Genomic DNA, 16,079 nt, shown 5'->3' with positions numbered 1-16,079 from the left:
GGCTTCGACGAGATCCAGTCGTCGAATGGAGGGAGAGAAGTTATGATTTTCACACGCCGCACGCTTTTGACCACTGCCGTAGGTGGCCTCGCCGCAACAAGTCTCGGCGATCTCGCATGGGCCGCTGGCCTGCCGAAACTTAAGCAGAAGGACAAGTACAAGATCGGTTTCGCCCAAACCGAAAGCAACAATCCATGGCGCCTCGCTCAGACGGCGAGCATGAAGGAAGAGGCTGAAAAGCGCGGCTGGCAGTTGGTGTACACCGATGCGGCCGGATCGGCCGCCAAGCAGGTGTCCGACGTTCGCTCCATGATCGCCCAGAAGGTCGACGTGATCCTGCTGGCCCCGCGCGAAGAAAAGCCGCTCGTCCCGGCCGTGATGGAGGCCAAGAACGCCGGAATCCCGTTGCTCTGCATCGACCGCAGCGTCGACGCGTCCATGGCCAAGGCCGGCCGCGACTATGTCGCGTTTATCGGCTCGGACTTCGTCAAGGAAGGCAATATGGCGGGTGAGGCCTTCGCCAAGGCTGTCGGCGGCAAGGCCAAGATCATCGAGCTTCAGGGTACCGTCGGCTCCTCGCCTGCGAACGACCGCATGAAGGGTTTCAAGGACGCCATCAGCAAATTCCCAGATATGGTCATCATCGCGTCGCAGTCCGGCGATTTCGCACGCGACAAAGGACGCCAGGTGTTCGAGACGCTTTACCAGGCGCATCCGGAAGCGACCGCTCTTTACGGCCATAACGACGAGATGAGCATGGGCGCCATCGCGGCCATGGAAGCTGCTGGCAAAACCCCCGGCAAGGACATCATGATCTGTTCGATCGACGGCACCAAGGACGCCGCACAGGCGGTCGCCGACGGAAAGATCGCCGTTCTGGTTGAATGCAACCCGCATTTCGGCCCCAAAGCCTTCCAGACAGTGGTGGATTATGCCGCCGGCAAGACGATCCCCGAGTGGGTGGTGAACACCGATCGCCTGTTCACGAAGGAAAATATCGCCAGCTATATGCCGGAAGCCTTCTAACGTTTTTAGCGACATCGTCATCGGCCCATTCGAGTTGGCAAGCCTGACTCGAATGGGTTGCGAGGCGCGAAGGACCTCCTAACCCTCCTGCCCACACTACTCCTCAGGCTGAGCAACCTGCATAGACCACATTCCTGGCTCAATCGGGCTTCGTGCGTCCTGCGACTTGGCTGTTCAATTGAGCGAGGAGTGGGCGCCCCGGGACATTGTGGAATGCCGGGGGTGCGGCGAATGACCGACCCGAGCCCAGGACACTTTATGGCCAACGAGCCTCTTCTGAGCATGCATGGTATCGACAAACGTTTTGGCCTCGCGCCTGCGCTCGTCGGTGCGCACCTCGATGTCCTGCCTGGCGAAGTCATGGCCCTGATCGGCCAAAATGGCGCCGGCAAGTCGACGATGATCAAGGTGCTGAACGGCTTCGTGAAACACGACGCAGGCACGATCCAGTTCGAGGGCAAGCCATGGGCTGCGGCTTCGCCCGAGGTGGCGCAGCGTGCCGGGATCAGCACGATCTTCCAGGAAATCAACCTCATCCCGTTCCGGTCTGTGGTCGAGAACATCTATCTGGGCCGCGAGATCCGCAACCGCGCCGGGTTCCTGCGGTGGCGGCAGATGACGATCGCGGCCAAAACGTTGCTCGATGAATTCGGTATTGCGATCGACGTCGAGGCGCCGCTCGGCCACTACAGCACCGCCATTCAGCAGATGGTGGCGATCGCCCGTGCCGTGTCGTTCAACGCGCGGCTCGTGATCATGGACGAATCGACGTCCTCCCTCGATGACCACGAGGTGCAGGTTCTGTTCGCCACGATCCGGCGGTTGAAGCAGCAGGGCGTCGCCGTGATCTTCGTGAGCCATAAGCTCGACGAACTCTACGCCGTCTGCGACCGGGTGACCGTCATGCGCGATGGCCGCACGGTGGCGGTCGCCTCAATGGCCGAAATGAACAAGCTGCAGCTCGTCGCCACGATGCTCGGCCGGGATCTGGCGGAGGTGCGTAAGCAGGGTGCGACGGCGTTCTCAGCCTCAGCTCGCCCTCCGGGCGCCGAGGTGCTTGCTGTCGAGAACCTTGCTGTCGGCCGCCGTGTGACGAACGCCTCTCTGAACGTGCGACGAGGTGAGATCGTCGGCCTTGCGGGCCTGCTGGGCTCTGGCCGAACCGAGACCGCGCGCGCGATTTTTGGCGCGGATGCGCGCGGCGGCGGGGAGATCCGGTTGAACGGCAAGCCTGTCACCTTCACCGAACCGCATGACGCGATTGCGTCCGGTATCGGCTTCTGTTCGGAGGATCGAAAACAGGAAGGCATCATTCCAGGCATGTCGGTGCGGGAGAACATGACGCTGGCGCTGCTCCCGGCCTTGTCGCGATCCGGCCTCGTCGATGAAGCGCGCCAACGCAAGATCGTCGAACGTTTCATCGCGGACATCGGCATCAAATGCTCTAGCCCCGACCAGCCGATCCGCGAGCTGTCGGGCGGCAATCAGCAAAAGGTCCTGCTCGCCCGCTGGCTGTGCATGAATCCCGAGCTTCTCATCTTCGATGAGCCGACACGCGGAATCGATGTCGGGGCCAAGGCCGAGATCCAAAAGCTGATCCGCCGTCTCGCCGACGACGGCCTCGGCGTTCTGATGATCTCGTCCGAGCTCGAAGAGATCGTCGAGGGAGCCGATCGCACCTTCGTGTTGCGCGACGGACGTACGGTCAGCACGTTCGACCGGGCGGAGGCGAGCGAGGCGACGTTGATGGATGCCATGGCGCACGGAACAGCCGCATGAGCCTCGACTCGTCAACCACGGTCGCCACAGGCGGCACTGCGGGCCTTCGGCCTCCAGGCGGCGCGCCGCCGGCAACCGGCTTCCGTATTGGCCTCGCGGCTAGGCGCTTGGGCGCACTCATCGCGCTGGCCGTGCTGATCCTGCTCAATTTGGCGATCACGCCCCATTTCGCCACGATGCAGACCCTGTCGGTGAACCTCACCCAGATCTGCACCATCGTCATCGTCGGTGTGGGCATGACTCTCGTCATCGCCACAGGGGGCATCGATCTGTCGGTCGGATCGCTCATGGCGATCTCGGGTGCGCTGGCCCCGGGTTTTTTCACCGGTGCGCTGTTTCATGGCGGCAATCTCTACGTCAACATCGGGTTCGGCATTGTCATTCCGGTCATGGTTGCGGGGCTCTTCGGCCTCTTCAACGGGTGGCTCGTATCAAGTTTTCGGATCCAGCCGATCATCGCGACCCTGATCCTGTTCATCGCGGGCCGCGGCATCGCCCAAGTCTGGACCAATGGGGACCTGCAGGTCTTCAAGGCCCCTGAGTTCCAGGCGATCGCTCTCGGCCATGTGCTCGGCGTGCCGTTCCAAGTTTGGATCATGCTGGTATTCGTGATCGCCGCCGCCTGGATGCTGAGGAAGACGGTGTTCGGCCGGCAACTGCTGGCGGTCGGCGGCAACGAGCCCGCGGCGCGTCTTGCGGGTGTGCCGGTGAAACGGGTCAAGCGGCTCGTCTACGTGATCTCGGGACTGTGCAGCGGCGTTGCCGGTCTCATCGTCATCGCCATGAACTCGGCGGCCGACGCGAACCTGATTGGCATGGGCGTCGAACTCGACGCCATCGCGGCAGTGGCGGTCGGGGGCACGCTGTTGTCCGGTGGCCGCGCCACAGTGGTCGGCACACTGATCGGCGCCCTGATCATTCAGCTCGTCCGCTACACGCTCTTGGCCAACGGCGTGCCGGATGCGGCAGCCCTCATCGCCAAGGCTGCGCTGATCGTTCTGGCAGTCTGGCTGCAGCGACAGGAGCGGGCATGAAACATCGCTGGTCGGGCGCCGGCATCGGCGTCGTCATCGCACTCGCGCTGCTGATCGCCTTCGGGGGCATCCGCTACGACGGGTTCCTGGGTAGCTACAATATCCTCACCGTGCTGCGCTACAATTCGATGTTCGCGCTGGTCGGTCTCGGGATGTGTTTCGTCATCATGACGGGCGGCATCGACCTTTCTGTGGGCTCTGTCGCGGCGATGGCGAGCGTGGTCTCGGCCTATCTGAGCCCTTATGGGCTCCTCCCGGGTCTTCTCGGGGGTGTCGGGGCCGGGCTCGTGGCCGGTACGCTCAGCGGCCTCATCATCACGAAGCTCAAGATCCTGCCTTTCATCGCGACGCTGGCCGTGATGCTCGCGGCTTCGGGAACAGGGCTGCTCCTGGCCAACAATCAGTCGGTGGCCGTCTCCTACGATTCTGCCTTTACGACACTTGGGCAGGGCAATCTCCTCGCGGCGTTCAAGCCCGAGTGGATCGACGGCGACAATGCCGGTTGGATGGGGACGGCGCTGGGTTTGTTTTTCAACTTTCCCACCCCGGCCTGGATTGCGCTTGTGGCCTATATCGTAGGGTCAGTGGTGTTGAACGCGCGACCCTTTGGCCGTCATGTGCTCGCCGTCGGCGGCGGCGAGGAAGCCTCGCGGCTGATGGGACTGCCCACAGACCGCACTGTGTTCGCGGTCTATCTCATCTCAGGCGGCTTGGCCGGCCTCGCAGGCGTGATTCTGGCGGCCCAATTCGGGGCTGGCCAGCCGATCGAGGGGATCGGATGGGAGCTCTTCGCCATCGCGTCCGTTGTGGTCGGCGGCACGCTGCTGACGGGCGGCAAAGGCTCTGTTTTCACCACGCTTGCGGGTGTTCTGCTGCTGGGCTTGATCTTCACCATTCTGAATTTCGAAAACGGCATGGGGTGGATCAGCCTCTCGGCCTACTGGCAGTCGGTGGTGCGCGGCGCCTTTTTGCTCGTGGTCGTCATCCTGCAAAGCAGGCTGGCCCGAACGGCTCCGGCTTAAGCACGCGATGCAGCCCTATGGGCTTCGGGAGGATCGGATGAGTTCGAGCGAAACCGCAGATCGTCTGGACGTTTCGGCGGATCGCGAAACGCTCTACCGCGACGGAATCGTCGGCCGCAAAGGCGCCTTCTCGCGCGAATGGGCTGACGCCATGCGCGAGGACATCATGACCGCGTTTTGGAGCGCCATACAGCGACAGGGTGGCGCCGTCGGACGCGGCCCGCGCCGCTGGTATGTCGAGATCCACCCGCAGGATCTGCGTGGCTTCGTCGACCTCGTGACCCATCCCTGGGTGACGGCCATGTGCGAAGCGGTGCTCGGCCCCGATTATCAGATCGTCGAAGTCGGTTTTGACACGCCTTTCCAGGGTGCCAAGAACCAACCCTGGCATCGCGATTTCCCGTCGCCGGAAGACACTTGGCGCGACCATCGCATCACGTCGCTGGCGTTCAATCTGACCGGAGTCGATGTGACGCCCGAGATGGGACCCTTCGAAATCGCACCCGGCACGCAGTGGGATGACGGACGGAGCTGGAACCACGAGATGTTCCCATCCGTGGAAAGCTGGGGGCGTTTTGCCGAACGGGCCGTGCGCAAATACCCGTCCATGGGCGACATCTCCTGCCGCTCTGCCTTGACCATGCATCGCGGAACCCAACACGGTTCGCCCATCGCCCGCCCGGTCCTTGTGCTCGGGGTCGATGCGCCGGGCGCCGGGCATGCGGCGCTACACGACATGATGGTCACGCCCGATTACTTCGCGGCGCTGCCGCAAAGCGTCAAACATCATCTCGTCTGCCGGGTCGTGGACGAACTCGTGCCGGTGGTCCAGAAACACGACATCGAAGGTCTCGTCATGGGTGCCGACTGACCGGCTGAAGATGAGCCCGCGTCGAGCGCGGGTGAACTCCTGAACGAGCGAGAGCGTTGCCTTTGCGATCCCATTGACCGCCGGCGAGGGTCCGCGTGCCCGAAAGTAAGCTTTCGACCTACCGCGCCAAGCGCGATTTTGAGAAAACCCTGGAGCCGAGCGGCGAGGCTGCCACCGGAGGGTCCGCCCGCCGCCGCTTCGTGATCCAGAAACACGATGCCACACGGCTGCACTATGATCTCCGGCTCGAGCTTGATGGCGTGTTCAAATCCTGGGCGGTCACGCGCGGCCCCTCCGTCGACCCGCATGACAAACGACTGGCCGTCGAGGTCGAGGATCACCCGCTCGACTATGGCGATTTTGAAGGGACGATCCCGAAAGGCCAGTACGGCGGCGGCACGGTGCAATTGTGGGACCGGGGCTACTGGGAACCGGAGGGTCAGAAGGCCCCGGAGGAGGCGCTCGCGGCCGGCGACTTCAAGTTCACACTTGAGGGCGACCGTCTGCATGGAAGCTGGGTCCTGGTGCGGCTGAAGAACGATCGCACGAAGGGAAAGCGCACCAATTGGCTGCTCATCAAACATCGCGATGCTGAAGCCCATGAAGGCGACGCCGACGCCCTGCTGGTGGAGGACCGCTCCGTGGCCTCCGGTCGATCGATGGCCGTTATCGCCGAAGGAAAAGGACCAAGACCTAAACCGTTCATGCGTGTCGCCAACAAACCGGTGGCGGCAGCCGCCGTCTGGGACACATCGAAGGGTCTCGCGGCCGACGAGCGCAAGAAGACCGGACGTCGGCGCACTCCAACGAAAGCGATGCACAAGCCCGCGGCTGCCTTGCCCGACTTCATCGAACCGCAGCTTTGCACGGCCGTCGAGAGGCCTCCCGCCGAAGCCGGTTGGGGACACGAGATCAAATTCGATGGCTATCGCATCCAAATGTGCGTCAGCGCCGGTGCCGTGACGCTGAAAACCCGTAAAGGCCTCGACTGGGCAGCCAAGTTCGAGGCGATCGCCGGAGCGGCGGCGCATTTGCCGGATGTGATCATCGACGGTGAAATCGTCGCCCTCGACGACCACGGCGCACCAGATTTCGCATCCTTGCAGGCCGCCATCTCGGAGCAAAAAACCGACGATCTCGTGTTCTTCGCCTTTGATCTCCTATTCGACGGCGACAAGGATCTGAGGGGCCTGCCGCTCGCGCGGCGGAAGACGCAGCTTCAGGACCTGTTGGCCGCCAACGCACCCGCCCCCATGGGTCTGATCCGTTTTGTCGAACATTTCGAGACAGGCGGCGATGCCGTTCTGAAATCGGCCTGCCGGCTGTCGCTCGAAGGTATCGTGTCGAAGCGCCTCGATGCGCCCTACGTGTCGGGCCGAACCGATTCCTGGGTAAAGTCCAAATGCCGCGCGGGACATGAGGTCGTGGTCGGCGGCTGGACCACCACGGCGGACAAGTTCAGGTCGCTGCTCGTTGGCGTCCACCGGGGCGCCCATTTTGTCTATGTGGGCCGGGTCGGCACGGGCTACAGCGAGGCCAAGCTTCGCCAACTACTCCCGAGGCTCGATCCGCTCGCGTCCGAGATATCGCCGTTCACCGGGGTTGGCGCCCCGCGCAAACAGGCCGGGACCCATTGGGTGCGGCCGGATCTCGTGGTGGAGATCGAATTCGCCGGATGGACCACCGACGGCATGGTGCGTCAGGCGGCGTTCAAGGGCTTGCGCGCCGACAAACCGGCCACCGAGGTCGAAGCGGAGGTTCCCGCACCCGCCGCCACGGTCGACGTGCCGGATGCGACCGCACGCGTCGAAGCTGATGCGAAGCCGCCCACGTCCCGTCGCGCGAGCGCCAAGGTTGCCGTGATGGGCGTGTTGATCTCGCATCCCGACAAACAATTGTGGGCCGATGCCGGCGACGGCAAGCCCGTGACCAAGCTCGACCTTGCCCATTACCTCGAGGCGGTCGGCCCATGGATGATCCGCCACATTGAAGGGCGGCCGTGCTCGATCCTGCGGGCACCGGACGGCCTGGGCGGCGAATTGTTTTTCCAGCGCCACGCCATGCCGGGCACCTCGAACCTCTTGAACCTTGTGACAGTCGCGGGCGACCGCAAACCCTACCTGCAGATCGACCGCGTGGAAGGCCTCGCGGCGGTGGCCCAGGTGGCGGCTGTCGAATTGCATCCGTGGAACTGCAAGCCGAAGGCGCCGGAGGTGCCGGGACGGCTCGTGTTCGACCTCGATCCGGGGCCGGACGTTCCCTTTGAGACGGTGGTCGCGGCGGCCCGCGAGATGCACGACAGGCTCGATGCACTCGGTCTGGTGAGCTTCTGCAAGACGACAGGTGGCAAGGGGCTGCACATCGTCACGCCGCTTGCCACCACATCGCGCAAGCCGCTCGCCTGGCCGGCCGCGAAAGATTTCGCGCGGGAGGTTTGCAGCCGGTTGGCGCGGGACAATCCCGAGCTCTATCTCGTGAACATGTCCAAGAAGCTCCGCAACGGGCGCATCTTCCTCGATTACCTGCGTAACGATCGCCTCTCGACGGCCGTGGCGCCCTTGTCGCCACGTGGACGCTCGGGCGCGACCGTATCGATGCCCCTCACATGGACGCAGGTGAAGGCGGATCTCGATCCGAAAAGGTTCACGATCCGCACGGTCCCGGCTCTCCTGGCGCGGAGCAAGGCCTGGGCCGACTATGATGACGCGGCGCGTCCGCTCGCGGATGCGATCAAGAAGCTCGGCAAGGTGAAGGCGACACGGTAAGGCGGTCTTCGACCGCGCGTCACGTGTCGCTCTCATGTGCCGACTTCACCCGATTGGTTGGCCCATAGGCCTAATCGGAGACAAGCCCTGAGCGGCGGAGCGCCACGTCGCCAAGCGCCGACCAGTCCTTATGGCCATCACCTGCCGCCACGGCCGACATCATCGCGTCGCGGAGAGCGCTCCCGAAAGGAAGAGAGACATTCGTCGCGTCCCCGGCCGCGAGCGCCAGCCGCACATCCTTCAATCCCAATTCCAGCTTGAAGCCGGCGGGCTCGTAGCGTCGGGCTGCGATGCCGCCGCTATAGCTCTGGTAGGCCCGGCACGCGAACAGCGTCGAGGTGTAGATGTTGAGCATCGCGGCCGGGTCGAGGCCATGCGCGACGCCCAGCGAAGCCACCTCGGCCATGGCTTCGATCGCGGACGCGATCATCAAGTTTCCGCCGATTTTCACTACGTTGGCCTGGAACGGCTCTTCGCCGACCGGCCAGGTCTTCTGCCCCATCGCATCGAGCAGAGGCCGGATCGTCTCGATCGCCTGAGCCGGACCCGCCACCACGATGTTGAGCTGACGCGCGGCTGCGACATCCGGCCGTCCGAACACGGGCGCCGCAACGTAGGCAAGGCCGCGCGCGCGATGCCGTTCCGTGAGGTCTTGGGCGAGCGCCACCGAGATCGTCGCGCAGTTCACATGGATGGTGGTCTTGGACATCTGGTCGAGGGCGCCGCCATCGAGAAACACCGATTTCACCGCCGCGTCATTTGCCAGCATCGTCACCACGGCCTCGGCGGCAACGACCTCAACCGGGCTGGAAGCCACCTTGGCGCCTTCGCCCGCGAGGCTCTGGGCTGGTTCCGGGGAGCGGTTCCAGACCGTGACCTCATGGCCGGCCCGCAAGAGATTCCGGGCCATGGCGATGCCCATGGCGCCGAGCCCGATGAATCCGACTTTCATGTCTCACTCCATTCCATGGTTGCCTCACTGGCACCGGGCGCAGGTGCAAGTTCGGCAAGCGTCGCATCGAGCAGCGGCCCGGGCAATTCCACGACTGTTGGTCCAGCTGTCCAGATCAAAAACGCGCGCACCCTTTTGGCCGGATAGAGCGGCGCGACCGCGGCGCGATAGAGCGCGAGTTGCGTCACGTAGGTTGGAGGGATGGTCTCCAGCGGATGGGCGCGGCCGGTCTTGAAATCGGCGATGAGCACGGCCTCGTCGGTTATTCCCACCCGATCGATCTGCCCCGTGATGTCGAGCGGGCGGCCGTCGGCCAGGATCGCGCGTCCCGCGATCCCCACCTCGGCGCGTGAGCCAGGTCCGAACAAGGGAGCAAGCGCCGGATCGTCGAGGAGATTCAGAATATCCCGCTGCAGAGTGTCACGCCGCGCCGGTTCGAGCGCCGCCCCCTGGATCTCAAGGTAGCGCGCTGCGGCAACCATCCGGCGGTCGCGAGGCACCTCGGGCAAATGCTGCAGCAACCGATGCGCGAGACGACCCAGGACGGCGGCATCGCGGCGCGCGCGAGACCTTTTGTCGACCGTGAGCGGATCCGACTCGGGAAGCCTCTGATCGGCAGCATCGAGCGCGTTCGACGGGCGCACAGGGGGCGCGTAACTGACCTCGCGCTCAGGCCGCGTCGTCACCCAGGCCGGGAGGACGACTGGCGCCCCGGCTTCACTGGCTGCCGCGACTTCGGCCGACAGACCCGGATCGCGTCGATGGAGGATCGTTTCGGTGGCATCCCAGGGCGCTGCCGTTTCGACCAGGCCGAGATCGCTCGCGGCCAACATGTCGTACCAGCAGCCCTCGGCGCGACCCGCGGCGCCGTGGAAACCGCCGATGTAGAGCCGCTCCTCGGCCCGCGTCAGCGCGACGTAGAGAAGACGGCGATGCTCCTCGATCGCGGCCTGCCGGAGCGCCTGCCGGGCCGTCGCCACGCGAAAAGGGTCACGGTCGCGTTTGGGCGACCAGGCGAGGAAACGCGTCGGCCCATGGTCGAAGGCAAAAAGCGCGGGATCGTGCCGGCCCGAGGGTGCGCTGCAGGTGTCGGGCAGGAACACGATCTTGGCTTCCAGCCCCTTGGCGGCATGCACGGTCATGACCCGCACGGCGTCGCCGGCCGCTTCCATGTCGCGCTTCACCGACAGAGTGCGGGTCTCCAGCTTCGCCAGGAAGGACGTCAGCGAGGGTGGGCCGTCGCGCTCGTGAGCCAGCGTGAGGGCCACGAATTCGTCGAGCACATCGCCGGCTTCCTGCCCAAGCCGTGCCAGCATCGCCCGCCGGCCGCCGTCGGCGCCCAGCAGACGCGCGTAGAAGCCAAATGGCGTTTCGGTGGCGGCGCGTCGGCGCCAGGCTGCGAGACGCGCGGCGGCACGCCGATGTGCGGGCTCGGTCGAGGCTTCCAGGGCCGCCGCCAGACTGCCCCGACGGCCAGGCGCGAGAGCGATGAGGTCGTCATCGGTGAGCCCGATTAGCGGCGATTTGAGCACGCAGGCCAGGGTCAGGTCGTCCTGCGGCAGGAGCGCCGCGCGGCCGACAGCCATCAGGTCCAGGACCGCGATATGCTCGGTGAGCTGCAACCGATCGGCCCCGGCCACCGGGACGTGCCTGTCCTTCAAGGCGCGGATAACGGCCTCGAAGAATGCGTTACGGGTTCGCACCAGGACGAGGATGTCGCCCGGGCCGATGCGCCGCCGGGCACCGGAGCCTCGCACCTCGGCGGTTTCGGTCGAGTTGGGCGCGATCATGGAGGCGATCCGGTCGGCGACCCGCCGGGCGACGGTCACGGCCGGGGATTGGACATCGGCCTGATCGAGCGGCAGGCGCCAATCGACGGGGTCGGGTTGCGGCAGCGGCCCGACGGCGGGCCAGAGTTCGACGAGACCCGGTGTCCGGCTGCGCATGGCAACGTGCGGCGGCGGCGCGTCACCCGTGCCGGAGAGCCCCTGCGCGTGGCCCCCCGTCGCGAAGACCCGGTCGACCGTATCGAGCACGGCGGTGGTGGACCGGAACGACAGATTGAGCGTGATGGCCTCGAACTGCCCCCCGCCGCGCCTGACAACACCTTCGAACATCCGGCGCATGGCCGCAAATTCAGCGGGTCGGGCGCCCTGAAACGAGAAGATCGACTGCTTCTCGTCGCCCACCGCGAACACCGTCCGGTTGGTGGCGTTTTGTCCGGCCCCACTGAAAAAATCACCCGTCAGCTTCTGCAGGATTTGCCATTGCGCGGGCGAGGTGTCCTGCGCCTCGTCGACCAACACATGATCAATGCCGGAATCAAGCTTGTAGAGCACCCAGGCCGCACTCGACCGTGACAGGAGCGTGCCGGTGCGTTCTACCAGATCGTCGAAGTCCAACAGGCCGCGAAGCCGTTTCGCGGTCTCGTAGCTGTCCAGCACGGCCTTCGCCACGCTCACCAGCGCGAGGGTACGCTGCAACGTTTCGGCGGCCCTCCGGCGATCCAGAAGACCGAACAGGCGGTCACGCTCCCGGTCGAGCGCCTCGCAGAGCGCCGGCTCGGCTTTGCGCAGGGCCTGGACCAGATATTTGGCGTCGCGCGGTGTCCGCTTTTCGGTCAGGAACACGTCGAGATAGGTTTCGAGCACCGCCTCGCCCGTCGCCAATGCCGCTTTGACAAGGCGGTTGCCCGTCGAACTCTTCTCGCTGCCGTCCGCCCCGAGGCTGCGCGCGACAGCACCCCAGGTCGCGCGGTCGAGTCCGCCATGCATCATGCCATGCTCGATGCTGGCCAGATCCTCGGTCGGCTGGAGTCCCAAGGCCAGTTTCAAGCCTGAACCGAAATTGTCGATCGCGCCGGCCATCAGCATGGCGGTGGCCAGGGTCTCGCGATGCCCGAGCGCCTCGGCGACAAGGGAGTCGAAGCCGAAGCTCGACGATTCCTGGGCCAGGAACGCGACGGCGCGGCCGAGTTCCATGTCGGGCGAGGCCACCGCTCGGGCCAAGGTGTCTCGCCGCGCGGCCTCGAGCAGATCGGCCTGTTTCATGTCGTCCAGCACGGTGAACCGCGCCGCCACATTGGCCTCGAAGGGGAACAGGTGAAGCAAGCGCTCGCAGAAGGCGTGGATGGTCTGGATCTTCAGGCCACCGGGGGTCTCGACCGTCCGGGCAAACAGCTTGCGGGCCGTCGACAGATCGGTCGCACTCGGGCGCGGCGCTCCCGTGGCCATGATGGAATCGCGCAACCCGGCATCGTCGAGCCCTGTCCAGGCCGCGAGCACGTCGAAGACACGGATCGCCATATTGGCGGCGGCCGCCTTGGTGAAGGTCAGGCACAGGATGCGGGCCGGCGGGACACCTTCGAGCAGCAGACGCACGACGCGCTGCGTCAGCACATGTGTCTTGCCCGATCCGGCATTGGCCGACACCCAGGCGGAAGATCGCGGATGCGAGGCGCGGCGCTGGCGCTCGATCGTGTCGACGGGGACCGGCGGAAGGGCGGAACTCATCCCTCGGTGCCCTCGCCTGGATCACTGCCCTGGGCCGCCCACTCCTTGACCCGCGACAGATGATCGTAGTCGCTGTACCTGGCCTGGAATTGCGGATAGGGACGGGCCAGATAGCCGGTCGCCGGATCACGGAAATCGCTGAGAAGCGCCACGAGACCGGTGAGATGATCCTCGACCACGTCGGGCAGCGAGCGGTCCTTCCATTCGAGCCGGGTCAGGGCGAGGTCGGCCGAGGATCCGAAACCGACATACAGCGCCTCTTCGACCTTCGCGCCCGGCCCAAGCGCCGCGAACCCGCCCTGTTCGGCCAAGGCCGCCTCCAGCGTGAGCTGCGGCGCGAAGCCGACCTGCACCTCCTTTTTCGAAGGCACGCGCCCCGTCTTGAAGTCGATGATCCGGACCAAACCCGTTTTGGTGGTCTCCAGCCGGTCCGCGTTGGCGCGCAGCGTGAAGGCCGAGCCGTCGCGGAGTTTAAGGTCGATCGCCCCTTTCTCCTCGACCGCGATCGTGGCGATCTCACCCCGGCGCTTCTCCTCCCAGAGGAAGAACGCCTTGGCCCAGCCCTCGATACGCGGCGCCATGAAGGCTTGGAACCCGGGGTCCCCCAGCAAAGGTGCGAAGGCCACGCGGGTCTGTTCGAGCAGCGTGGCCTCGGCGTTCGCCGGGAGCCGACCGCCTGGGCATGCCGCCGTGAAGTCGCTCAGCACCTTGTGAAACAAAGTGCCCCACTCGCGCGGCCCGAGCGGCGCGGCGACCGGATCGAGTGCCGAAAGCCGGAGGATACGATCGGCATAGATCGCGTAAGGATCCCGGCGCAAGGTTTCGATCCGCGTAACGCTGAGCGCTGTCGGGCGGAGTTCTACCGGTGGCCTGGGACATGGGCGCGCCAGCGTGATGGCTTGCGCCGGCCGGTCGAGCGCGCGCGCCATGTCGAGGTATATGCGGCCGCGGGCGCGGCAGCGATCCCAATGGGTTGCTCCGGCGACAGCCGCCATGCGCTGCAGGAATCGGGACGGCACCGTCGGCGATCCACCCCGCTTCGCGGCACGGCTGATGATGACCTCGGGCTGACCCAGCGCCATCGTGAAGTCATGCGCGTCCTGACCGATCCGGCGTTCGGGCGGCGTCAGACCGAGGACGGCCCGCATCGGCCGGTTCAGAAAGGCATCGGCGCTGACCTGAGTGGGCCAGACCGTTTCGTCGAGTCCGCCGAGCAGGACGCGATCCGACGACAGCAGACGCGCTTCCAAAAGACCGAGGATCTTGAGGCGGGGATGGCTTCGCTCGGGGCCGCGCACCGGCACTTCCGAGACCATGCGGTCGTAGAGGGCGGCATAGCTGCCGCCCTCCAAGGTAATCGCGCCGTCCGCCGCCTCGGAGAGTTCCTCGAACAGTGTCATGAGCGCATTGGCGTCGGGGCCACGCAGCCCGCTTGCCTCGGACTCTGTGGCCGCCAGCGCCACGACGGCCTCCTCATGCGCGTCGATCCAGGCCGGCAGGCTCTGTCGCGCACGGCGCAGGGGTTCAAGGAGGGCGAGCAGGTCTTCGAGCAGGTTCTCGATGGCCCCGAACGTGTCCTCATCCATCGCCTGCAGCCATCGCGGCGCATGTGGGTCGGAGGCCCGCGCGCGCGTCTTGGCCATGAGCGTCGACGGATCGAGCAGCGCGCCGGCGTCCAGGGTCGTTCGCAACACCGCCATCTCCAGCAGGCGCGACAGCCGCGTCACCGTCGCGCGGGACCGTCCGAGACAGACGGCCGGGTGTGCCAGAAGGGCAAGCACCGCGACGGGGTCCATGTCCCCGCATGCCGCCTCGATCGCGAGGCGCGCGAGCGCTCCCGCGCTGGTCTGCCCGAGCTGTTCGCCGCCGGAATCGTCGATGACGATGTCCCAGCGGATCAGTTCCTCACGGACGCGGCGGGCTAGCGAACGATCCGGTGTGACGAGGGTCGCCGAACCCGGACCTTCCAGCGCTTCGCGCAGGGCGAGCGCCAAGGCGAGCGCTTCCTCCCGTTCGTCGGCGGCTTCGACGATGCTGATCCCCGCCAGGGCCGACCCGAGGTCGGCGCCGGAGGGATCCGGGCCAAGCGCATGCCAGACATCGGTCGAGTCCGCTGGGCGTAAAGCCTCGCTGACAAAGCGACCCCGCGCCGCAAGCGCCGGTGCGACCTCACCCAGGCCGACAACATGGGTCCGCTCGACTCCCAAAACCGGGAGCAGACGGCGGATGGCTGCTTGGGCATGCCCGGCCGCCGATCCCGGATCGAAGCGTGTCCCGTCAATGCTGGCCCAGCTCGGCTCGTCGAGATACTGGTCGAGCCCTGGCAGGACCACGGCCCCTTGCGGCAGGCACGCGATGGCCGCCATAAGCCGGCTTGTCGCCCTATTCGACCCGGTTGAGCCGACAACGATCACCGGGCCCGACCGAGCCCCCGGCCTTTGCAGGCGGAGCGTTTCGGCCTCGATCAACCTTGCCTGCCGGGCCGCCGGATCGATCAGCCCGAGGCTGCCGAGAATGGCCGGCCATTGCTCGATTGCGATCGCGAGAAAGTCCAGCGTCACGGCCCAGTAGCGGTCAAAAGCCTCCGTGCCCAGCGGCTTCATGGCGGCCCAACTCACGTCTTCGATGGTCAGTTCGTCGAGCAGAGCCGCGAGTTCACCCGACAGATGCCAGGCGTCAGCCGCCGTGGTGGCGACCAGGAAGGCCTCGTGCTCCTGTGTTTCACGCCGGCCGTCGGGTCCGACCGACACAAGCGCGTGCCGCACGGACTCGCTCCAACGCAGGATGAGCCGCGTCAGGATCATGCGTCGGGCCAGGGGCTCGATCGCTTTGGGGATCTCGACCTGCAGGCCCTCGCCGAGGGCTAGATCGTCGAAGAGCCCGTTGTCGTCGTCCAATGCGCCGAGAGCCCGGATGCGGGGCAGGAACGCCGCGGTCCCGATGCGGCTTGCGATTGTGGCCGCCAGCGCACGGGCAGACCGACGCGTCGGCAGGTAAATCGTCGCATCGACCATGCCGAGCGGTCCCAGATCGCGGCTGAAACCAGGGACCAGGCGCCCATCCAACAGGGCATCGACGAGGGTGTCGAGGAACGGTGCGCCAGCCGGAATGGTGAAGA

Annotated in this window: 9 protein-coding genes; 6 read left to right on the top strand and 3 right to left on the bottom strand. The window is 65.7% G+C overall.

Annotation, left to right across the window (positions count from 1 at the left end):
- The first annotated feature begins 42 nt into the window (after positions 1–42).
- From M8523_RS02380 to ligD, 6 genes are all read left to right on the top strand, one after another.
- Positions 43–1,026 carry an ABC transporter substrate-binding protein gene (locus M8523_RS02380; protein WP_282583206.1) on the top strand — a complete coding sequence of 328 codons (984 nt, stop codon included), beginning with the start codon at positions 43–45 and terminating at the stop codon, positions 1,024–1,026.
- 258 nt (positions 1,027–1,284) lie between these two features.
- Positions 1,285–2,805, top strand: coding sequence for a sugar ABC transporter ATP-binding protein (locus tag M8523_RS02375; RefSeq protein WP_282583205.1), 1,521 nt, complete (start codon positions 1,285–1,287; stop codon positions 2,803–2,805).
- A complete protein-coding gene (locus M8523_RS02370; protein ID WP_282583204.1) occupies positions 2,802–3,839 on the top strand; it encodes an ABC transporter permease in 1,038 nt (345 codons plus the stop codon). Before M8523_RS02375 ends, M8523_RS02370 begins: the two co-directional genes overlap by 4 nt.
- Complete coding sequence (locus M8523_RS02365; protein WP_282583203.1) at positions 3,836–4,861, top strand: ABC transporter permease; 1,026 nt, start codon at positions 3,836–3,838, stop codon at positions 4,859–4,861. The genes M8523_RS02370 and M8523_RS02365 overlap by 4 nt, the downstream gene beginning before the upstream one ends.
- A 37-nt stretch (positions 4,862–4,898) precedes the next feature.
- On the top strand, positions 4,899–5,732 hold the full coding sequence (locus M8523_RS02360) for a phytanoyl-CoA dioxygenase family protein (protein WP_282583202.1): 834 nt from the start codon (positions 4,899–4,901) through the stop codon (positions 5,730–5,732).
- Positions 5,733–5,827: 95 nt separating this feature from the next.
- Positions 5,828–8,497, top strand: coding sequence for a DNA ligase D (gene ligD, locus M8523_RS02355; RefSeq protein WP_282583201.1), 2,670 nt, complete (start codon positions 5,828–5,830; stop codon positions 8,495–8,497).
- 70 nt (positions 8,498–8,567) lie between these two features.
- Here ligD and M8523_RS02350 read toward each other — a convergent pair whose 3' ends face one another.
- From M8523_RS02350 to addB, 3 genes are read right to left on the bottom strand one after another with little or no spacing between them, the layout of a single operon-like run.
- A complete protein-coding gene (locus M8523_RS02350; RefSeq protein ID WP_282583200.1) occupies positions 8,568–9,449 on the bottom strand; it encodes an NAD(P)-dependent oxidoreductase in 882 nt (293 codons plus the stop codon).
- Entirely contained in the window at positions 9,446–12,961 is a 3,516-nt protein-coding gene (gene addA, locus M8523_RS02345; RefSeq protein ID WP_282583199.1) for a double-strand break repair helicase AddA, read from the bottom strand. Before addA ends, M8523_RS02350 begins: the two co-directional genes overlap by 4 nt.
- Complete coding sequence (gene addB / locus M8523_RS02340; RefSeq protein WP_282583423.1) at positions 12,958–16,071, bottom strand: double-strand break repair protein AddB; 3,114 nt, start codon at positions 16,069–16,071, stop codon at positions 12,958–12,960. Before addB ends, addA begins: the two co-directional genes overlap by 4 nt.
- Positions 16,072–16,079 lie beyond the last annotated feature (8 nt).

Origin of the sequence: Lichenifustis flavocetrariae, assembly GCF_026130545.1 — a bacterium.
Taxonomy (GTDB): Bacteria; Pseudomonadota; Alphaproteobacteria; order Rhizobiales; family Beijerinckiaceae; genus Lichenihabitans; species Lichenihabitans flavocetrariae.
Note: the sequence above shows the minus strand (reverse complement) of the source record. Positions and strands in the feature narration are given on the sequence as shown.